Raw genomic sequence first — 20,075 nt, forward strand, 5'->3', positions numbered from 1 at the left:
CTTATTGCTGAAATGGATAAACCGAACCGAGCTGCAGGATCTGGGTCAACCGATCCAGCGCGTCGCACCCTTCCCGCAGCAGCTGCGGGTCGGCGAGGTCGGCCTGGGTGAGACGATCGCGATAGTAGCGATCCACCCAGTCATTGAGGGTGGCAAACAGCGTATCGTTCATCAGGACGTGCGGATTGACCGCCTGATACTCCTCGGCCGTCAACACCACCCGCAGGCGCAGGCACGCCGGACCGCCGCCGTTGGCCATGCTCTCGCGCAGATCGAACACCCGCAGGTCGGCGATGGGGTTATCCCCGGCCAGCAGCTCATTGAGGTATTCCCAGACGCCGGCATGCTCCTGCGCTTCCTGAGGCAGGATAAGCGCCATGCTGCCATCCGCCCGGCTCACCAGCTGGCTGTTGAACAGATAGGTGGCAACCGCCTCTGCCACCGAGACCCGGCTGGCGGGAACCACCAGCGGCGTAAAACCCGGCACCCGCTGCGCCAGCTGCTGGAGAAGCGTGGTCTGGTCGGCAAAGGCCTGCTCATGGCAGAACAGGACCTGACGGTTGCTCACCGCGATGACGTCGTTATGAAAAACCCCCGTGTCGATCGCCGCCGGATGCTGGCGGGCGAAGATCAGCTGGCGGGGATTGACCTGATTGAGGCGCGCTACCGCCTGGCTGGCCTCAAGGGTTTGCCGCGCCGGATAGCGACGCGGCGCCTCCTCGCTCCCCCGGCGGCGGCCATAGACAAAGAGCTGGACGCCGGGAGCGCCATACTCGCCGCCGAGACGATTATGGTTCGCCGCCCCTTCGTCGCCAAACCAGGCCGAGGCGGGCAGCGCCGGGTGGATAGCAAATCGCGTGCGGTCGGGGAAAATCGCCTGCAGCAGCGCCTCTGTAGTCGGTGCTTCGCTGGCGCGGTGGAATTTATCCTGCAGATTCGCCACCGTCAGATGCACCAGGCCATCCAGCGAATCGGCGGAGGGACACACCGTCGCCGCGTTCGCCACCCACATCGCCGAGGCCGAACTCACCGCCGACAGCAGATCCGGCTCCTGCTGCGCCACCCGGGCCACCACCTGCTCATCGCTGCCGCTAAAGCCCAGCTGGCGCAGAAGCGGCACGTTGGGACGCTCCTGCGGCGGGATCACCGCCTGCGGGTAGCCAGCGTCGGCGAGGGCTTTCATTTTTTTCAGCCCCTGCTTGGCCGCCAGCTGCGGGTTAGACATCCGATAGCGATGCCGGGTGGAAGCCTCATTGCCAAAGGAGAGCCCGGCGTAGTGATGGGTCAGCCCGGGCAGACCGTCAAAGTTGACTTCGCGGGCGGTCATGACGCCTCCCCGGCCAGAAAGTCGAGCCCCGGGCTCAGGCTGGCGGGCAGCGTCAGGGTCGGCGATTCAAGGCTGGCCATCGGCCAGGCGCAATAATCGGCGGCATACCAGGCCCCCGGACGATGGTTACCGGACGCCCCGGTGCCGCCGAACGGCGCGGTACTCGCCGCCCCGGTCAGCGGTTTGTTCCAGTTAACTATCCCTGCCCGCGCCTCAAGCAGCAGTCGATCGAACTTCTCCCGTTCCGGGGAGATTAACCCACAGGAGAGGCCGAAGCGGGTAGCGTTGGCTAAGGCAATCCCCTCCTCGAACGTGTCGTAGCGCCAGACCCCAAGCAGCGGGCCAAACACCTCTTCATCCTCGACATTGGCCACGTCGCTCATGTCGACAATCCCCGGCGTTAGCAGCGACGTCCCGGCCTGCAATAACCGCGGCTCCAGCAGGGTGACCGCGCCAGCGGCGACCCGCTGCAGCCAGGCCTGATGCACTTTCTGCGCGGCTTGTTCAGAGATAAGCCCGCCGAGAAACGGCTGCGGCTCGGCGTCCCACGCTGCCGGGATCAGCCGTTGGCTCACCGTCACCAGCCGGGAGAGGAAGACATCGCCCGCCTCTCCGCGTCGGACCAGCAGACGCCGGGCGCAGGTGCAGCGCTGGCCAGCGGTAATAAAGGCGGACTGGATGGTCAGATGCACCGCGGCATCCACGTCCCGCGGATCGTCGACGATCAGCGGGTTATTGCCGCCCATCTCCAGCGCGAGGATCTTCTGCGGTTGCCCGGCCAGCTGGCGATGCAGATGAAAACCGGTGGTTGAGCTGCCGGTAAACAGCAGTCCGTCGATATCCGCCTGGCCGCTGAGCGCCTCGCCGGTTTCCCGACCGCCCTGCACCAGGTTGAGCACCCCGGCGGGCAGGCCGGCCTGCTGCCATAGTTTCACCACCGCTTCGCCGCTGCGCGGGGTGAGTTCGCTGGGTTTAAAGACCACGGTATTGCCCGCCAGCAGCGCCGGCACGATGTGCCCGTTTGGCAGATGGCCGGGAAAGTTATAGGGGCCAAACACCGCCAGTACGCCGTGCGGCCGGTGACGCAGCGTGGCGGCGCCGTCGGGCAGGTCGCTGTGCTGTTCGCCGGTGCGGACGTGGTAGGCCTTCACCGAGATCGCCACCTTGTTGATCATCGCCGTCACTTCCCCGGCCGCCTCCCAGCGCGGCTTTCCGGTCTCGGCGCCGATAACCGCCGTCAGCTCCGCCTTACTGGCTTCCAGCAGAGCGGCAAACTTTTCAACGATCGCCTGACGGGCGGCAAACGGCAGCCGCGCCCAGGACGGGAACGCCTGGCGGGCAGCCGCCACCGCCTCGGCAACCTGCCCGGCATCCGCCGCCTCGCCCTGCCAGACGACCTTCAGGTTAACCGGATCCTGTTTACTGAAACCTGGCCCACGGCCGGGCCGCCACTCGCCGTTAATCCACAGACTCATGCAGTTTTCTCCTCAGGGATCAGGCGCACCATGCGCACCTGGTCGCCAGCATGACACTTCAGCATATCCAGTTCGCGGGCGCTGAGGGTCAGGGTGTCGCCATCCGGATCGGCATGTACCAGCAGAGCGCGGAACTGGTGATACTGTTCATTCGCCACCAGGCACAGCGGCCAGTCACCGGGCGAGGTTTCACCTGCCTCGGTGGTCACCAGACGGCTTTTGCGGATCGCCCGCACCCGGTCGATGTCGCACTCCAGAGTCGGGCCGCCGTCGAAAATATCGATGTAGTTCAGGTAGCGGAACCCCTCTTTCTCCAGCACCGTCCGGGCCGGGGCGGTCTGCGGATGAACCTTGCCGATCACCGCCTGTGCCTCAGGGGAAAGGAAATCGATATACAGCGGATGCTTGGGCATCAGGGCGGCAATGAAAGCCTTCTGTCCGGTGCCGCACAGGTAGTCGGCACGGGAAAACTCCATGGCGAAAAAGCGTTTGCCCAGGCTCTCCCAGAACGGCGAGTAGCCCTGCTCGTCAATCACCCCGCGCATCTCGGCGACCACCTTCTCATTGAAGCGCTCGCGAAAGGCGGCCATAAATAAGAAGCGTGATTTCGACAGCAGATAGCCATTGCCCTCTTTGCGCCACTGCGGGTCGAGGAACAGGGTACACAGCTCGCTGCTGCCGGTATGATCGTTGCTGAGAAACAGCGTCGGCAGCGCCTGATAGACGTTGAGCTCCTTCGAGGCATGGACCTGGGTGCCGACCCGGTAGTTATACCAGGGATCGTTGAGCCCCACCGCCACCTCGATCGCGCAGATGCCCACCACCGCGCCGCTTTCGCTCTCCTCCAGCACAAAGACATAGCCCTGCTCGCTTTTCGGTAGCTCGCCGCGCCAGGTCTGCTGCGAGCGGGCGATCCGCGCCGCGAGGGTCGCTTCATCCACCGGCAGCGAGGTCAGCCCGCCGCCGGTCTCCGCTGCCAGCTTCAGCAGCCCGGGCAAATCGCCCGGCTCCACCGGTCGAATAACCATCATGATGAGACTCCTGCCACGAAACGCGCGCAGGCCCGCTCGACGCGATCCAGCCCGCTGTTCACCTCTTCTTCACTGACGTTCAGCGCCGGCGCGAAACGCACCACGTTGGCGCCGGCGATCAGAATCATCACCCCCTCTTCCGCCGCCAGGTTACTGAGGGTTTTCGCCTTCCCGGCCCAGGCGTCGTTTAGCACGCAGCCGAGCAGCAGTCCCAGGCCGCGGATCTCCTTGAACAGGCCATAGCGGGCGTTAATTGCCTGCAGGCGTTCACAAAACCACTGATGGCGCTGTCTGACGCCGGAGAGCACTTCCGGGGTGTTGACGATCGACAGCAGTTCGCCGGCCACCGCCCCGGCCAGCGGGTTACCGCCGTAGGTGGTGCCGTGGGTGCCGACGGTCATCACGCTGGCGCAGGCCTCTGTCGCCAGCAGCGCGCCAATAGGGAAACCACCGCCCAGCGCTTTGGCGGTGGTCAGCACATCGGGCGTCACGCCGTAGTGCATATAGGCATACAGCTCGCCGGTGCGCCCGACCCCGGTCTGCACTTCATCGAAAATCAGCAGGGCGTTGTGCTGGTCGCAAAGCTGACGCAGGCCGCGTAAAAACTCGACGCTGGCCGGCACCACGCCCCCTTCGCCCTGCACCGGCTCGACGATCACCGCGCAGGTCTGCTCATTGATTAAGGCCTTTGCCGACTCGAGATCGTTAAATACGGCATGCTGGATCTGCGGCGGCAGCGGGGCGAAATCCCGGGAATAGGCCGGCTGACCGCCCGCCGAGACGGTGAACAGCGTCCGCCCGTGGAAAGCGTTCTGAAAGGCGACGATGCCACTTTTCTCGCTGCCAAAGCGATCGTGGGCATATTTACGCGCCAGCTTGAGCGCTGCCTCATTGGCCTCGGCGCCGGAATTACAGAAGAAGACCCGGTCGGCGAAGGTAGCATCGATAAGCATTTTGGCCAGACGCAGGATCGGCTCATTGGTGTAGCCGTTGCCGGTATGCCAGAACTTGCCGGCCTGGTCGGTCAGGGCTTGCACCAGACGCGGATGGGCATGCCCCAGCGCGTTCACGGCGATACCGCCGGCAAAATCGATATACTCTTTGCCCTGCTGATCCCACAGCCGTGACCCGGCGCCCCGCACCGGAATAAACGCCGCTGGCGCGTAGACCGGCATCATCCATTCATCAAAGTGGTTACGCGTAATTGACTGAGACATATCGACCTCTTCCGGTAAATTAAAAGTAGCAATAATGTTAATAAATATGAGTTATTACGCTGTAAATGTAGATTGCACGGTTCGTGCCAGCCAGCGATAAAAATGCATAAATCGGATGAGATAACGCAGAATCAATGAGTTACAGCCGAACGCTATTCACATAAAATGCATATTTAGTGAATAAGTATCCGACAAAGGGGGATAAACAGTGATTAAAGAAGATAAATTATGCAATGGTAAGATATAATTCTGTAATTGTGATCCTCTGCGAAATTTATCGTAGCTATTTGCCCTTTTTTGGCGCGGCATGCCCGCAAAAGGGGCACCCACGGCACGCTCATGCGCAGCGATTGGCAGAATGACGCATCCGGTGGCAGCCAGCCTGGCGAATTTCTGCTACCATCCCTGCACTATTCACCTTGCACAGTGGCAGCGACTATGAAATTCGTCTCTTTTAATATCAACGGCCTGCGTGCCCGCCCACACCAACTGGCCGCCATCGTCGAAAAACACCAGCCGGACGTGATTGGCCTGCAGGAAACCAAAGTTCACGACGACATGTTCCCTCTCGAAGAGGTCGCCAGGCTCGGCTATAACGTCTTTTATCACGGGCAGAAAGGCCATTATGGCGTCGCGCTGCTGACCAAAGAGACGCCGATTGCCGTCCGCCGCGGTTTCCCGGACGATGGCGAAGAGGCTCAGCGCCGCATCATTATGGCGGAGATCCCGTCGCCCTTCGGCAACGTCACAGTGATTAACGGCTATTTCCCGCAGGGTGAAAGCCGCGATCATGAAACCAAATTCCCGGCCAAAGCGGCGTTCTATCAGAATCTGCAGAACTATCTGGAGACCGAACTCAACAAAGAGAATCCGGTGCTGATCATGGGCGATATGAACATCAGTCCTACCGATCTGGACATCGGTATCGGTGAAGAGAACCGCAAACGCTGGCTGCGCACCGGCAAATGTTCCTTCCTGCCGGAAGAACGGGAATGGATGGACCGCCTGCTGGGCTGGGGCCTGGTGGATACCTGGCGTCAGGCTAACCCCGACAATCATGAGCATTTCTCGTGGTTTGATTACCGCTCCAAAGGCTTCGACGATAACCGTGGGCTGCGCATCGATCTGCTGCTGGCCAGCCAGCCTCTGGCGCAGCGCTGCGTGGAAACCGGGATCGATTACGAGATCCGCGGGATGGAAAAACCGTCCGACCACGCGCCGGTGTGGGCCACCTTCCGGCCATAATTCACGCCCTTCTCTCGCCTCCCGCTGTGCGGGGGGCAGAATTTCCTGAGCAAAATCAACAAAGCGACGGTAAACCATTGTGACGGTCGTCGGAACAGGATACTGTCGCGCGCACTTTTTGATGTCCACTGCGTCCAGACTGTACAGGAGCACCTCTCATGCAAAAGAAGCCGTCATCCGGCCATTGGTAAAGGGCTGGGACTTCTCGCGCTGGTGGCCACGCTGGCCGTTATCAGCCACCGCGTCGGTCTCCACGATCTGCTGACTCACCTGCATCTGCTTCAGGACACCCTCCGCCATCAGGGCGCCTGGGGATATCTGGTCTATGCTGCGCTGTTTATCATTGCCACCCTGTGTCTGATCCCCGGCAGCCTGCTGGTGATCGCCGGCGGGATGCTCTTCGGCCCGCTAACAGGCTCCCTGCTCTCCTTTGCCGCCGCCACCCTCGCCTCTTCGCTGTCGTTTTTAATCGCCCGCTGGCTTGGACGCGATCTGCTGCAGCGCTATGTGGGCCATACCACCGTCTTTCAGGCGATTGAGCGCGGTATCGCCCGCAGCGGCTGCGATTTCCTGATCCTCACCCGCCTGGTGCCGCTCTTTCCCTACAACATTCAGAATTACGCCTACGGCCTGACGGCGATCCGCTTCTGGCCCTTTACCCTGATCTCGGCCGTGACCACCCTGCCGGGCCTGGTCATCTATTCGGTGATGGCCAGCGAACTGGCCCGCGAGGGGGTGACCCTCGCCTTCGCGCTCAAACTGAGCCTCGCCGGCGGGCTGCTGTTTGCCCTGGTGCAGATAGGCAAACGGTTTGCCCGCGCCCGTCGCGTGGCGGCGTGCAGTGAGGAGGTGCGCCATGACCCAACCTGATCGCCGTCACCTGCGCCGCGCCCGGCTGGCCCTTGCCGTCGTGGTCGCCGCCGCTCTGGCCGCCTGGCTGTGGTTTCCTGGCGGGCGTACCTTTCTGCAGCAGAGTCTGACGGCGTTAGCCTCCCTGGATCCGCAGCAGGTCAGAGGGTTTATCGCCGCCTGGGGGCCGCAGGCCGCGCTGGTCTCATTTGCGCTGATGATCCTCCAGGCGATCGTCGCTCCGCTGCCGGCTTTCCTGATTACCCTGGCGAACGCCGCCCTGTTCGGCGCCTTCTGGGGCGGGGCGCTGTCGTGGTTCAGCGCCATGGTCGGGGCCGGGCTCTGCTTCTGCATCGCCAGAGCGCTGGGGCGCGAAGTGGTGGAGAAACTCACCGGCCGCGCGGTGCTGCGCAGTGCCGACGGCTATTTCACCCGCTTTGGCCCGCAGACGATCCTGGTCTGCCGCCTGCTGCCGTTTGTCCCGTTTGACCCGGTCAGCTATGCCGCCGGATTAACCTCGCTGCGCTTCTGGTCCTTTATGCTGGCCACCGGCGTGGGCCAGCTCCCGGCGACTATCGTTTATTCCTGGGCCGGGAGTCTGCTCACCGGGGGCACCTTCTGGCTGGCCACCGGGCTTTCGCTGCTTTTTGCCCTGGCGGTGGTCATCTCTATCGCCAAAAATATTTACCGTGAACGTCATAAGAGATCGTCGCCATGAGCTTACCCCCGCTGGATTCTGTCCCCCTGATCCTTCGTCCGCAGGCCTGGCTGCACCGCCGGCATTACGGCCAGGTGCTGAGCCCCATTCGCTGGTGGGGTCGGATCCCGTGGCTGTTTTACCTGGTTTCGCTGTTCGTGGGCTATATTGAACGCCGCCGCTCGCCGCTGGATCCGGTGCTGCGCTCGCTGGTCAGCGCCCGCATCGCCCAGCTGTGCCACTGCGAATTCTGTATCGATATCACCAGCATGACCCTCGCGGCGCGGAGCGGGAGCCAGGACAAGCTGCTGGCGGTCGCCGACTGGCGCAGCAGTACGCTGTTCAGCGAAAAAGAGCGCCTGGCGCTGGCCTATGCCGAAGCCGCCACCCAGACGCCGCCGGCGGTGGATGATGCCCTGCGTAGCGCGATGGCCGCGCATTTTGACGCCCGGGCGCTCACCGAGCTGACCGCCCTGATCGGCCTGCAAAATTTATCAGCGCGGTTCAATGCCGCGATGGCGATCCCGGCTCAGGGGTTGTGCCAGATACCCACCTCTTCCTCGCAGAATAAGGAGTAACGATGCGCCGTTTGCGTGATTACAGCCTCTGTCTGTGCCTGCTGCTGCTCTGGCCGCTGGCGGTTAATGCCGACGACAGCTGGCGGCAGATTCAGACGGAAGCCCGCAGACAGACCGTCTGGTTTAACGCCTGGGGCGGCGATCCGGCCGTCAATCGCTATCTGGCGTGGGTCAGCGAAGAGGTCAAACGCTATTACGCAATCGACCTGCGTATTGTGCCTGTCGCCGACGCCGCCGACGCAGTGAAACGCATCCAGACCGAGGCGCAGGCCGGTCGTCGCCAGGGCGGGTCAGTGGATCTGCTGTGGATCAACGGCGAAAACTTTCGCACGCTTAAACAGGCCAACCTGCTGCTCACCGGCTGGGCCGAATCGCTGCCCAACTGGCGCTATGTCGATCTGCAAAAGCCGGTACGGGAAGATTTTTCAGTCGCCACCGAGGGCGCGGAGTCGCCGTGGGGCAGCGCCCAGCTGACGTTTATCGCCCGCCGCGGACAAACGCCGCAGCCGCCCACCAGCCCGCAGGCGCTGCTGGCCTTCGCCAGAGCCCATCCGGGCAGCGTAACCTACCCGCGGCCGCCGGACTTCACCGGTACCGCCCTGCTGGAGCAACTGCTGATCGCGCTCACCGACCAGCCAGCCGCCCTGCGCCAGCCGCCGCAGCCGGCAACCTTCGCGGCGGTCACCGCCCCGCTGTGGCGCTATCTCGATGCGCTGCACCCGGCCCTGTGGCGGGCGGGCAAGGATTTCCCGGCGTCGCCGGCGCGGATGGACGCCATGCTCAACCAGGGCACCCTCCGCCTGTCGCTGACGTTTAACCCGCTGCACGCCCGGCAGAAAGCCGCCAGCGGCGAATTACCGACGGACAGCTACAGCTTCGGCTTTACCGCGGGGACCCTCGGCAACGTCCATTTCGTTACCATCCCGGCTAACACCCGCGCTGTCGCTGGCGCCAAAGTAGTGGCCAATTTCCTGCTCTCCCCTGAGGCGCAATTGCGCAAGGCCGATGCCGCCGTCTGGGGCGATCCGAGCGTACTGGATCCGCAGCGTCTGCCTGACGGCCAGCGCCAGGCGCTGGCGGCAGCCCTGCCGCAGGATCTGCCGCCGGTGCTTGCCGAGCCTCACGCGGCATGGGTTGACGCGCTGGAGCAGGAATGGCTGCGCCGCTACGGTACCCACTGATCCTGCTGGCCTGGGGGGCGATGGCGGCGATCTATCTGCCGCTGCTCCCCGCCGCCGGGGAACTGGTGGGCGCTGCGCGCTCCCCGGCCCACTGGCGGGCGCTGTTCGCCGACCCGCAGCTGGGCCAGGCGCTGGCCGCCACGCTCGTCTCCACGCTGTTGTCCGTCGGCGGCGCGCTGCTGATCGCCCTGACCATCGTCGCCGCCCTCTGGCCTTCGGCCCGCTGGCGGCGGCTGGCTTCCCGTCTGCCGCTGCTGCTGGCGGTGCCCCATCTCGCCCTGGCGACGGCGGCGCTGCTGCTGTTCGCCGAAGGGGGCTGGCTCTGGCAGCAGTTGCCGTTTCTGACGCCGCCGGTCGACCGGTACGGCATCGGGCTTGGCCTGACGATGGCCCTGAAAGAGAGCGCCTTTGTGCTGTGGGTGATCTATGGCCTGCTGGGAGAGAAACGCCTCGCCGACCAAGCGACCGCCCTGAAGAGCCTCGGCTACGGCCGCTGGCAGTGCCTGCGTTGGCTGGTGCTGCCCGCCCTGCTGCCCGCCCTCGGCATGGTGCTGCTGGCCACCACCGCCTGGAGCCTGTCGGCGGTAGACGTCGCCCTGGTGCTGGGGCCCGGCAATCCGCCCACCCTCGCCGTGCTGGCGTGGCAATGGTTAAGCCAGGGCGATGAGCTGCAGCAGGCCAAAGGGGCGCTGGCCAGCCTGCTGCTGATGGCGATCCTCGGCGGGCTGGCGCTGGTCGCCTGGGGCGGATGGCGGCTACAGCGCCAGTACCAGCCCGATCTGCACGGTGTTCGTCACCCGCATCCTCATGCCCTGCCCGGCCGCCTGCTGGCGGCGCTGCTGCCGCTGAGCGGTCTGCTGGGCGCGCTATTGCTGGCGGGGCTGGCGCGCTCGGCGCCGCCGCAGATGGATGCTCTGGGCAACAGCCTTGGGCTGGCGCTGGCGGCCTGCGCCCTCGGCGCGGCTGTCTGCCTGCTGTGGCTGGCCTGCGGCCCGGCGCGAGGCGATGGCTGGGTCTGGCTACCGCTGGTCCTGCCGGCCCTGCCGCTGGCCGACGGCCAGTACCGGTTGGCGCTGTATGCCTGGCTTGACGGTGACTGGTGGACCGTCCTGTGGGGCCATCTGCTGTGGGTGGTGCCCTGGATGCTGTTTATTTTGCGCCCGGCCTGGCGCCAGCGCGATCCGCGGCTGACGGTTGTCGCCCGCACGCTCGGCTGGGGATCGACGCGTATTTTCTGGTTGCTGACCCTGCCTTCGCTAACTCGCCCACTGCTGACCGCCCTGGCGGTGGGCTTCTCAGTGAGCATCGCGCAGTATCTGCCAACGCTATGGCTGGGGGCTGGCCGAATTCCGACGCTCACCAGCCAGGCGGTGGCGCTCAGCAGCGGCGGCGAGGCGCAGACGCTCGCCGCTCAGGCGCTGTGGCAATTATTGCTGCCGGCGGTATGCTTTACCCTGACCGCTCTGCTGGCCTGGCTGGCAGGCCGCTATCGACGAGGACTTCGCTAGTGCTAACCGTAAACCATCTGACTCTGAGCGTGAGACGCCAGCCGCTGCTGCGGGAGGTCGCCTTTTCGGTAGCCCCGGGGGAGGTGCTGACGCTGATGGGCCCCTCCGGTAGCGGGAAATCAACACTGTTTGCCTGGATGATTGGCGCCCTGTCCGGCGATTTTCGCGCCCGAGGCGAACTGTGGCTCAACGAACGGCGTTGCGATACGCTGCCGACAGAGCATCGGCGCATCGGCATTCTGTTTCAGGACCCGTTACTGTTCGACCATTTCAGCGTCGGGCAAAATTTACAGCTGGCGCTGCCGGAGAACGTGCGCGGCGAGGCGCGAAAAACCGCGGTGGAGGAAGCGCTTAGCCGCGCCGGGCTGGCGGGCTTCGCCCCGCGCGATCCGGCCACGCTCTCCGGCGGGCAGCGGGCGCGGGTGAGCCTGCTGCGCGCCCTGCTGGCGCGCCCCGAGGCATTACTGCTTGATGAGCCCTTCAGCCGCCTGGATGCCAGCCTGCGCGCCGGGTTCCGCCGCTGGGTCTTTGAAGAACTGGACCGCCAGGCCATTCCGGCGATCCTGGTGACCCACGATCGCGAGGACTGCCCGCCGACGGGGCGCTGCCTGGCGATGGAGCGCTGGCAATGAAGGACAATAGCGTGCAAACCTGCGTTACCGCAAAGAAATCGGCGCCTGGCGAGCGGAGAATACGCCCTCCACTTTTTACCGTCGGGCATTTCGATGAAACGTGTTTCTCAATTGACCGCACTCGCCCTGCTCATGGGGCTTGCTGCTTCCACTACCTGCGCCGCTGAAACCATGCCAGCGCTCACTCTCTCCCACCTGCAACAGCAGCACGGCGTGGCCATCGACACCCGGCTGAGCGCTTATTACAACGGCTGGCCGCAGCGCGCCAACGGCCCGGAAGGCCATGAGCCGCAGGCCCTCAATCTTTCCGCCCGCTGGCTCGGCGCCATGAGCGACGATCAGCTGCGCGCCTGGGCTAAGCAGCACCAGCTCCAGTCCGATACCCCCATCGCGCTGTACGGCAGCCCGGAGGATAACGCCAGCGTCGCGGCGCGGCTGAAACAAACGGGTTTCACCCGGCTCAGCACCCTGAGCGATGCGCTGAGCCAGACCGACCGTCTGCAAAAGCTGCCGCACTTTGAACAGCTGGTCTACCCCCAGTGGCTGCACGACCTACAGCAAGGGAAAGCGGTCGCCGCCGCCCCGGCAGGCGATTGGAAAGTGTTTGAAGCCGCCTGGGGAGCGCCGAAGCTCTATCTGCTGAGCCATATCCCTGGCGCGGGCTATATCGATACCAATGAGGTGGAGAGCGAACCGCTGTGGAATAAAGTGTCCGACGCGCAGCTGAAGGCGATGCTGGCGAAGCACGGCATCCGGCATGACACCACGGTGATCCTCTATGGTCGCGACGTCTACGCCGCAGCGCGGGTGGCGCAGATCATGCTGTACGCCGGGGTCAAAGACGTGCGCCTGCTTGACGGCGGCTGGCAGACCTGGTCCGACGCCGGGCTGCCGGTAGAGCGCGGTATGCCGCCGGCGCAGCAGCCGGCGCCTGATTTCGGCGCGCCGATCCCCGGCCAGCCGCAGCTGATACTGGATACCGAACAAGCCCGCGGGCTGCTGCATCGTCAGGACGCCTCGCTGGTCAGCGTCCGCTCGTGGCCGGAGTTTATCGGCACCACCAGCGGCTACAGCTATATCAAGCCGAAGGGCGACATCGCTGGGGCCCGCTGGGGCCACGCCGGGAGCGACTCCACGCACATGGAGAATTTCCATAACCCGGACGGCACCATGCGCAGCGCCGACGATATCGCTGCCCTGTGGCGCCAGTGGAACATTCTGCCGAGCCAGCAAGTGGCATTCTATTGCGGGACCGGCTGGCGGGCCTCGGAAACCTTTATGTATGCCCGCGCCATGGGCTGGCCGCACGTCGCGGTGTACGACGGCGGCTGGTACGAATGGAGCAGCAACCCGCACAATCCGGTGGCCCGCGGAGAGCGCGGCCCGGAAAGCAGTCAGTAACTCGCCCCGCCTCAGCGCGTCGCCCTTTGTCGGCGACGCGCGATACCCCGTTTACGCTGTGGTCGTTACCCGCTTTAAGGTCTGGTAGCCACTGCAGATGCGCGTCGCCGTCGTCAGCCAGCACAGCGCGCCAAACAGCCACGCCAGCCAGGCGAAATGCGCCGGAAACAGGCAGCCGAGGACAAACAACAGGATGGTCTCCGTCCCCTCCGTCAGTCCCCCGAGATAGTACAGCGATTTATGGGCGTAGCCGGGATTGGCGATCTGGTGCCTGGCCGCCAGGGCGGCAAAAGCGAGAAAGCTGCTGCCGGTGCCGATAAAGGCAAACAGCAGCCAGCCGCCTGCCAGGGCATTGTTCAGCGGATCCGCCAGAATAAAGCCGAACGGCACCAGGGCGTAAAAGAGAAAATCCAGCGCAATATCGAGAAAGCCGCCCGCGTCCGTGAGCCCGCGCCGCCGCGCCAGAGCGCCGTCCAGGCCATCCAGCAGGCGGTTAAGGAGAATGGCCGCCAGCGCCGCGCCATACCACCCCAGCGCCAGAAAGGGCAGAGCCAGCACGCCGATGGCAAAACCGACCAGCGTCAGCCCGTCCGGTGAGATGCCGGGGCGGTCAAGGACGCCGGCGACAGCGTTAAGCAGGGGTTTAAGGCGCGGATGCAGGTGGCTATCAAGCACGAAGGTCTCCAGCAGGGTTGGCGGTTGTCAGTTACGGTCTATGGCGGTGATAATAGGCCATATTCGTCTTATTAACCTTGATGCTTATGCTAAAAATGATTGATGTTGTCGCCGCCATTATTGAACAGGATGGCCAGATTCTGCTGGCGCAGCGTCCGCCCCACGCCGACCAGCCGGGGATGTGGGAGTTCGCCGGCGGCAAAGTGGAGCCGGGTGAAAACCAGCCGCAGGCGCTGGCCCGCGAACTGCAGGAGGAGATGGGCATCATCGCCCGCCCGGCTTGCTATATCGCTAGCCATCAGCGGGAGGTCTCCGGCCGCCGGATCCATCTGCACGCCTGGTGGGTGCCGCACTTTCAGGGCACGCCGCTGGCCCACTATCACACTCAGCTGCGCTGGTGCCTTCCCACAGAAGCGCTGGCCCTCGATCTCGCCCCGGCCGATATTCCTCTGCTGCACGCCTTTATCGCCCAGCGCCCCACCCTTTCCGTCCGCTGATCCGCCCGCCGCCTCGTCATCGCTTTTAGTTATGACGAGCGGGCAATTATAAATTTTGTTGTCGGCTCAATTTTTCCTTGCTTGCCTAAGGATTAGCGGTGTTATAGTCGGAAAATCGGTTTTTTCAAGGACCGAATCATAATAAATACATGCAACCACAACCATAAGGGGAACTGATATCTATGGATCAGACGTGCACTCTGGAAGGCTTTCTCACCCGCGTTCAACAGCGCGATCCTCATCAAACCGAATTTGCTCAAGCCGTCCGGGAGGTGATGACCACCCTGTGGCCTTTCCTTGAGGAAAATCCGCGCTATCGTCAGCTTGCTTTGCTGGAACGTCTGGTGGAACCGGAGCGCGTGATCCAGTTCCGCGTGGTGTGGGTGGACGACCGCAATCAGGTCCAGGTCAACCGCGCGTGGCGCGTGCAGTTCAACTCGGCCATCGGCCCGTATAAAGGCGGGATGCGTTTTCACCCGTCGGTTAACCTGTCGATTCTCAAATTCCTTGGCTTCGAGCAGACCTTCAAAAACGCCCTGACCACTCTGCCGATGGGCGGCGGGAAAGGCGGCAGCGATTTCGATCCTAAAGGCAAGAGCGATGGCGAAGTGATGCGTTTCTGCCAGGCGCTGATGACCGAACTCTATCGCCACCTTGGCCCGGATACCGACGTACCGGCGGGCGATATCGGCGTCGGCGGTCGCGAAGTCGGCTTTATGGCCGGAATGATGCGCAAGCTCTCCAACAACAGCGCCTGCGTCTTCACCGGTAAAGGACTCTCCTTTGGCGGCAGCTTGATCCGTCCGGAAGCCACTGGTTACGGCCTGATCTACTTCACCGAAGCGATGCTCAAACGTCACGGCCTCGGCTTCGAAGGCGCTCGCGTGGCGGTCTCCGGCTCCGGCAACGTCGCGCAATACGCCATTGAGAAAGCGATGGAGCTTGGCGCGCGGGTGGTGACGGCCTCCGACTCCAACGGCACCGTCGTTGACGAAGCGGGCTTCACCAAAGAAAAACTGGCCCGCCTGATCGACATTAAAGAGCGTGCCCACGGCCGCGTGGCCGATTACGCCCGCGAATTTGGCCTCACCTATCTTGAAGGCCAGCAGCCGTGGTCAGTGCCGGTGGATATTGCCCTGCCTTGCGCGACCCAGAACGAACTGGACGTCGATGCCGCCCGCCAGCTGATTGCCAATGGCGTCAAGGCCGTGGCGGAAGGCGCCAACATGCCGACCACCATCGCCGCAACCGACCTGTTCCTGGAAGCTGGCGTGCTGTTTGCCCCGGGCAAAGCGGCCAACGCCGGCGGCGTGGCGACTTCCGGTCTGGAGATGGCGCAGAACGCCGCGCGCATGGGCTGGAAAGCGGAAAAAGTGGATGCCCGCCTGCATCACATCATGCTGGATATCCACCACGCTTGCGTGCAGTACGGCGGCGAAGCGAAGCAGACCAACTACGTGCGCGGCGCGAATATCGCCGGTTTCGTGAAGGTTGCGGATGCTATGCTGGCCCAGGGCGTGATTTAACCTCCCCTAACTCCATCCCGGCGGCAGCCCGCCGGGATGCGTCTCACGACGTCATCGTGATCACAACTTTCCCCAGATGCTGACCACTGTCCAGACAGGCATGGGCGTCGGCAATCTCCGCCATCGGGTAGCTGGCGTAGATCAGCGGCTTGCATTTCCCTGCCTCAAGCAGCGGCCAGACGTGGCGGCGCAGCGCCTCGGCAATCTGTTGTTTCTCCGCCGCCGTCCGGCCGCGCATGGTCGAGCCGGTGACGGTGGCTCGCTTGAGCATCAGAGTCTGAATATCAACCTCATGAGCGATTCGCCCGCCCATAAAGCCGATGATGACCAGTCGTCCATCCTTTTTCAGTAGCCCAAGGTTGCGGTTAAAGTAAGGGCCGCCAACAATATCCAGAATGACGTCCACCCCTTCATCGTTGGTCAGCTGGCCGATTTTCTCGGCAAAATCATCTTTTTTGTAGTTAATCGCCGTAGCATAGGGACGTAGCGCAACAATTTTTTCGTCCTGGCCGACGGTGGCATAGACGGTCATCCCCAGCGCGTGGCACAACTGGACCGCGGTGGTGCCAATCCCGCTGGCGCCGCCGTGGACCAGAATGCTTTCGCCAGGCTGCAGCTTACCCAGCTGGAAGACGTTCGCCCAGACGGTGAAGAAGGTTTCCGGAATGGCGGCCGCTTCGCTAAAGCTGAGGCCCGCCGGGATCGGCAACGTCTGGCCTGCCGGCACGGCGCAGTATTCGGCATAGCCGCCGCCGTTGGTCAGCGCGCAAACGCGATCGCCGGGCGTAAACGCTGTGACCTGCGCGCCGACCTTAACAACCACGCCCGCCACCTCGAGGCCGGGCACGGGGGTGACGCCCTCAGGCATGGGATACAGACCCTGGCGCTGCAGAATATCCGGCCGGTTGACGCCCGCCGCCTTCACCTCAATGAGCACCTCATGCTCCCCGATGGTGGGGATCTCCCCTTCGCGGATCTGCAATACCTCCGGGCCGCCCGGTTGGCTGATAGCAATATATTTCACGGGTCCTCCTTATCGCCTGTGAGAGAAATGGGGCATCGGCATCAGGAAAAGCGCAGCGGGCATCCCCTGCTCAGGGGCCCCGCGTCCAGGCTCTTCCCGGCTGTTTAGTGTAGACCATTGGCCTGACTGGCGGAGAAGCGGTGGCCGCGGGATAACGCATCCTCGCGACCACCGGCGGGTTACTGCGGCGGCGGCGCGGTATCGTCTGCCGCTTTTTTGCCTTTCGGCTTCCCTTTACCTTTGCTGAACGACTTCTTCGCCCCGCCCGGCGCCACCAGGCCGCGGAACTGACGCACCGGCGTGCTGCGCGCCTGATCGATCAGTTGATACAGCGTCCCCACCAGCGGCTGCATAAAGTCCTGATAGCGGCACTGTTTCTCGCTGATCTGCGTCAACACCGACTCCCAGTGGGCGGTCATGTCCGGTCGCCCGGCCATCTCCGGCAGGGAATGAATGAGCGCCCTGCCGGCCTCCGAAGAGTGGATATAGCGCCCCTTTTTGCTCAGGAAACCACGCTTGAACAGCAGCTCGATAATCCCTGCGCGGGTCGCTTCCGTGCCGAGGCCGTCGGTGGCGCGGAGGATCTTCTTCAGATCTTTATCCTGCACGAAGCGGGCAATCCCGGTCATCGCCGACAGCAGCGTGGCGTCGGTAAAGTGGCGCGGCGGCTGGGTCTGACGCTCCACCACCTCGCCCCTCTCGCACAGCAGTTCATCGCCTTTGGCCACCACCGGCAGCGGCGTGCCGTCGTTCTCTTCATCGCGCTCTTTGCTGCCAAGCAGCGTCCGCCAGCCCGCCTCGGCCAGAAAACGCGCCTTGGCGACAAACTTGCCGTTGGCGATCTCAAGATCAATCTGGCATTTGCGGAACACTGCGTCAGGGCAGAACTGCATCAGATACTGGCGGGCGATCAGGGTGTACACCTTCGCTTCGTTATCGGTGAGCTTCACCTGGCTGCTGCGGGCGGTTGGGATAATCGCATGGTGCGCGTCGACCTTTTTATCATCCCAGCAGCGGTTGCGGATCTCCGGATCCACTACCGGCTGCGGCAGCAGGTCCGCCGCATGGACGGCAATCGCATTCAACACCGCATGGCGGCCAGCGAAGTGCTCTTCCGGCAGATAGCGGCTGTCCGAACGCGGATAGGTGATGAGTTTGTGGGTTTCGTACAGCTTCTGGCAGATATCCAGCACGTTCTGCGCGCTGAAGCCGAAACGTTTGGCCGCCTCAACCTGCAGCGCCGACAGCGAGAACGGCAGCGGCGCGGGTTCGGAATCGCGCTTATCGTTATAGCCGGTCACGATTGCCGGCTGGCCTTCGATGCGCTTAACCACATGCTCGGCCAGCGGACGATGCAGCAGGCGCCCTTCTTCATCCTGGTAAGGTTCGCAGGCTTCGCTCGGCACCCAGGTGGCGACAAAACGCTCCTCCTGCGGCGTGACGATATGCGCCTTCACGTCGAAGAAATCTTTGGCGACGAAATTTTCAATCTCTTCATCGCGACGGACCACCAGGCCAAGTACCGGGGTCTGCACCCGCCCCACCGAGAGCACCCCCTGATAGCCGGCGTTGCGCCCCAGCAGGGTGTAGGCGCGGGTCATATTGATGCCGTACAGCCAGTCGGCGCGGGCCCGCGCCAGCGCCGACACGCAGAGCGGCACGAACTCGCTGTTGGCGCGCAGACGGTTGATCGCCCGCTCCACCGCCTGCGGGTTGAGATCGTTAATCAGACAGCGCTGCACCTGCTGACGCTTCTCCGGCGCCAGCTGCAGGTAATCGAGTACTTCGTCCACCAGCAGCTGCCCCTCACGGTCGGGGTCGCCGGCATGGATCACTTCCTGCGCCTCGCCAAGCAGACGCTTGATCACATTGAGCTGTTTGGTGACCGAGGGCTTTGGCTGCAGCTGCCATTTCTCCGGCACAATCGGCAGATCGTTGAGATTCCACCGGGCATAGCGGCTGTCGTAGATGTCCGGCTGCGCCTGCTCCAGCAGGTGGCCGATACACCAGGTGACCACCTGCCCGTTGCCGCACTCAATATAGCCATCGCCTTTGCGGTGCGGTTTAGGCAACACATCGGCGATAGCCCGACCGAGACTCGGTTTTTCTGCAATAAACAACCGCATCGAATCAACGGATCTCGATCATGGGTCGCCCGCCGCGGGCGGTCACCAGCTCGCCGATGGCGGCCAGCTTAATGCCGAACTCCGCCGCGGCGGCCTGAACTTCCGCCTCCGCCTCCGGGGTCACCGCCAGCAGCAGACCGCCGGAGGTCTGCGGATCGCACAGCAGATCCCGCCACTCCGTCGGCATCTCGCCCATGAGATGGCCGTAGCTGGCAAAGTTGCGCCCGGTGCCGCCCGGCACCGCGCCGGCGGCGATATAGTCCTCCACCCCCGGCAGTTTTGGGATATCGGCATAGCGCAGCTGCGCCTGCACGCCGGCCCCGCGGCACACCTCGCTGAGGTGGCCGAGCAGGCCAAAGCCGGTGACGTCGGTCATCGCCTTCACCCCGTCGATGGCGGCAAACGCGGCGCCGGCGAGGTTCATCTGGCACATGGTCTCCGTCGCTAACCCTTGATGCTCTGGCTTGAGCAGCGATTTTTTCTCCGCGGTGGTCAGTACGCCGATCCCCAGCGGTTTAGTAAGATACAGTTTGCAACCCGCCTGGGCGGTGCTGTTTTTCTTGATGCGCTCGGTGGGCACCACGCCGGTGACCGCCAGACCGAAGATCGGCTCCGGGGCGTCAATGGAGTGGCCGCCCGCCAGCGCGATCCCCGCCTGCTGGCAGGCAAAGCGCCCGCCCTCCACCACTTCGCGGGCGATTTCCGGCGCCAGGGTGTTGATTGGCCAGCCGAGGATGGCAATCGCCATAATCGGTTTCCCGCCCATAGCGAAAATATCGCTGATGGCGTTGGTGGCGGCGATGCGGCCAAAGTCGAACGGGTTATCGACAATCGGCATAAAGAAATCGGTGGTGCTGACGATCGAGGTGCCATTACCGAGATCGTAAACGGCGGCATCATCGCTGGTTTCGTTGCCGACAAGCAGGTTTGGATCGACAAACTTCGCCTGCTCGCTATGCAGGATAGTTTCCAGCACTTTCGGGGAAATTTTACAACCACAACCGGCTCCGTGGCTGTATTGCGTTAAACGAATGGCTTGCTCGCTCATGGACATCTCCTGTCATTGCAATCCCGCTATGTTAGCGC

The 20,075-nt window shown here is 63.5% G+C and carries 18 protein-coding genes; 10 read left to right on the forward strand and 8 right to left on the reverse strand.

Going from position 1 to position 20,075, the window contains the following annotated elements; genetic code table 11:
- Window position 1: 1 nt before the first annotated feature.
- The 4 genes from astB to AB1E37_RS14980 are packed head-to-tail and all read right to left on the reverse strand — an operon-like array spanning window position 2 to window position 5,050.
- A complete protein-coding gene (gene astB, locus AB1E37_RS14965) occupies window positions 2-1,327 on the reverse strand; it encodes an N-succinylarginine dihydrolase (protein ID WP_087661588.1) in 1,326 nt (441 codons plus the stop codon).
- Window positions 1,324-2,802: a succinylglutamate-semialdehyde dehydrogenase gene (astD, locus tag AB1E37_RS14970; protein WP_032447488.1), complete on the reverse strand. Its 1,479-nt coding sequence runs from the start codon at window positions 2,800-2,802 to the stop codon at window positions 1,324-1,326. The genes astB and astD overlap by 4 nt, the downstream gene beginning before the upstream one ends.
- Window positions 2,799-3,833: an arginine N-succinyltransferase gene (gene astA / locus AB1E37_RS14975; RefSeq protein ID WP_004183681.1), complete on the reverse strand. Its 1,035-nt coding sequence runs from the start codon at window positions 3,831-3,833 to the stop codon at window positions 2,799-2,801. The genes astD and astA overlap by 4 nt, the downstream gene beginning before the upstream one ends.
- On the reverse strand, window positions 3,830-5,050 hold the full coding sequence (locus AB1E37_RS14980; protein WP_009309117.1) for an aspartate aminotransferase family protein: 1,221 nt from the start codon (window positions 5,048-5,050) through the stop codon (window positions 3,830-3,832). Before AB1E37_RS14980 ends, astA begins: the two co-directional genes overlap by 4 nt.
- A 438-nt stretch (window positions 5,051-5,488) precedes the next feature.
- Here AB1E37_RS14980 and xthA point away from each other — a divergent pair, with 438 nt between their 5' ends.
- The 8 genes from xthA (at window position 5,489) to AB1E37_RS15020 (ending at window position 13,141) form a co-directional block, all read left to right on the forward strand.
- The gene (gene xthA, locus AB1E37_RS14985; protein ID WP_002901486.1) at window positions 5,489-6,295 is read left to right on the forward strand and encodes an exodeoxyribonuclease III; all 807 of its coding nucleotides are present in this window, start codon (window positions 5,489-5,491) and stop codon (window positions 6,293-6,295) included.
- Window positions 6,296-6,508: 213 nt separating this feature from the next.
- Window positions 6,509-7,165: a TVP38/TMEM64 family protein gene (locus AB1E37_RS14990; RefSeq protein WP_004140389.1), complete on the forward strand. Its 657-nt coding sequence runs from the start codon at window positions 6,509-6,511 to the stop codon at window positions 7,163-7,165.
- Window positions 7,152-7,862 (forward strand): TVP38/TMEM64 family protein, encoded by a 711-nt coding sequence (locus AB1E37_RS14995; RefSeq protein WP_032447487.1) that lies wholly within the window; start codon window positions 7,152-7,154, stop codon window positions 7,860-7,862. The genes AB1E37_RS14990 and AB1E37_RS14995 overlap by 14 nt, the downstream gene beginning before the upstream one ends.
- Window positions 7,859-8,419 carry a carboxymuconolactone decarboxylase family protein gene (locus AB1E37_RS15000; RefSeq protein WP_004176519.1) on the forward strand — a complete coding sequence of 187 codons (561 nt, stop codon included), beginning with the start codon at window positions 7,859-7,861 and terminating at the stop codon, window positions 8,417-8,419. The genes AB1E37_RS14995 and AB1E37_RS15000 overlap by 4 nt, the downstream gene beginning before the upstream one ends.
- 2 nt (window positions 8,420-8,421) lie before the next feature.
- Window positions 8,422-9,600 (forward strand): ABC transporter substrate-binding protein, encoded by a 1,179-nt coding sequence (locus AB1E37_RS15005; RefSeq protein ID WP_032447486.1) that lies wholly within the window; start codon window positions 8,422-8,424, stop codon window positions 9,598-9,600.
- On the forward strand, window positions 9,573-11,108 hold the full coding sequence (locus AB1E37_RS15010; RefSeq protein ID WP_021462889.1) for an ABC transporter permease subunit: 1,536 nt from the start codon (window positions 9,573-9,575) through the stop codon (window positions 11,106-11,108). Before AB1E37_RS15005 ends, AB1E37_RS15010 begins: the two co-directional genes overlap by 28 nt.
- Window positions 11,108-11,740 (forward strand): ATP-binding cassette domain-containing protein, encoded by a 633-nt coding sequence (locus AB1E37_RS15015; protein ID WP_015958211.1) that lies wholly within the window; start codon window positions 11,108-11,110, stop codon window positions 11,738-11,740. Before AB1E37_RS15010 ends, AB1E37_RS15015 begins: the two co-directional genes overlap by 1 nt.
- Before the next feature lie 93 nt (window positions 11,741-11,833).
- On the forward strand, window positions 11,834-13,141 hold the full coding sequence (locus AB1E37_RS15020) for a sulfurtransferase (RefSeq protein WP_004224218.1): 1,308 nt from the start codon (window positions 11,834-11,836) through the stop codon (window positions 13,139-13,141).
- A gap of 51 nt (window positions 13,142-13,192) precedes the next feature.
- On the opposite strand, the gene AB1E37_RS15025 is transcribed toward AB1E37_RS15020, so the two are convergent.
- Window positions 13,193-13,816, reverse strand: coding sequence for a CDP-alcohol phosphatidyltransferase family protein (locus tag AB1E37_RS15025; protein WP_004183674.1), 624 nt, complete (start codon window positions 13,814-13,816; stop codon window positions 13,193-13,195).
- Between the two features lie 86 nt (window positions 13,817-13,902).
- On the opposite strand from AB1E37_RS15025, the gene AB1E37_RS15030 reads away from it, so the two are divergent.
- Window positions 13,903-14,313 (forward strand): pyrimidine (deoxy)nucleoside triphosphate diphosphatase, encoded by a 411-nt coding sequence (locus AB1E37_RS15030; protein WP_004183673.1) that lies wholly within the window; start codon window positions 13,903-13,905, stop codon window positions 14,311-14,313.
- Between the two features lie 182 nt (window positions 14,314-14,495).
- A complete protein-coding gene (gdhA, locus tag AB1E37_RS15035; RefSeq protein WP_004176526.1) occupies window positions 14,496-15,839 on the forward strand; it encodes an NADP-specific glutamate dehydrogenase in 1,344 nt (447 codons plus the stop codon).
- A gap of 43 nt (window positions 15,840-15,882) precedes the next feature.
- Here gdhA and AB1E37_RS15040 read toward each other — a convergent pair whose 3' ends face one another.
- From AB1E37_RS15040 to selD, 3 genes are all read right to left on the reverse strand, one after another.
- Window positions 15,883-16,863, reverse strand: coding sequence for an NAD(P)H-quinone oxidoreductase (locus AB1E37_RS15040; RefSeq protein WP_004224211.1), 981 nt, complete (start codon window positions 16,861-16,863; stop codon window positions 15,883-15,885).
- Window positions 16,864-17,042: 179 nt separating this feature from the next.
- Window positions 17,043-18,989, reverse strand: a complete 1,947-nt coding sequence (locus tag AB1E37_RS15045) for a DNA topoisomerase III (RefSeq protein ID WP_284302680.1) — start codon at window positions 18,987-18,989, stop codon at window positions 17,043-17,045.
- A 4-nt stretch (window positions 18,990-18,993) separates the two neighbouring features.
- Entirely contained in the window at window positions 18,994-20,037 is a 1,044-nt protein-coding gene (gene selD, locus AB1E37_RS15050) for a selenide, water dikinase SelD (protein ID WP_004176528.1), read from the reverse strand.
- Between the last annotated feature and the right edge of the window lie 38 nt (window positions 20,038-20,075).

The sequence above is a fragment of the Klebsiella sp. Shm-1 genome (assembly GCF_040804525.1).
Classification (GTDB): domain Bacteria; phylum Pseudomonadota; class Gammaproteobacteria; order Enterobacterales; family Enterobacteriaceae; genus Klebsiella; species Klebsiella pneumoniae.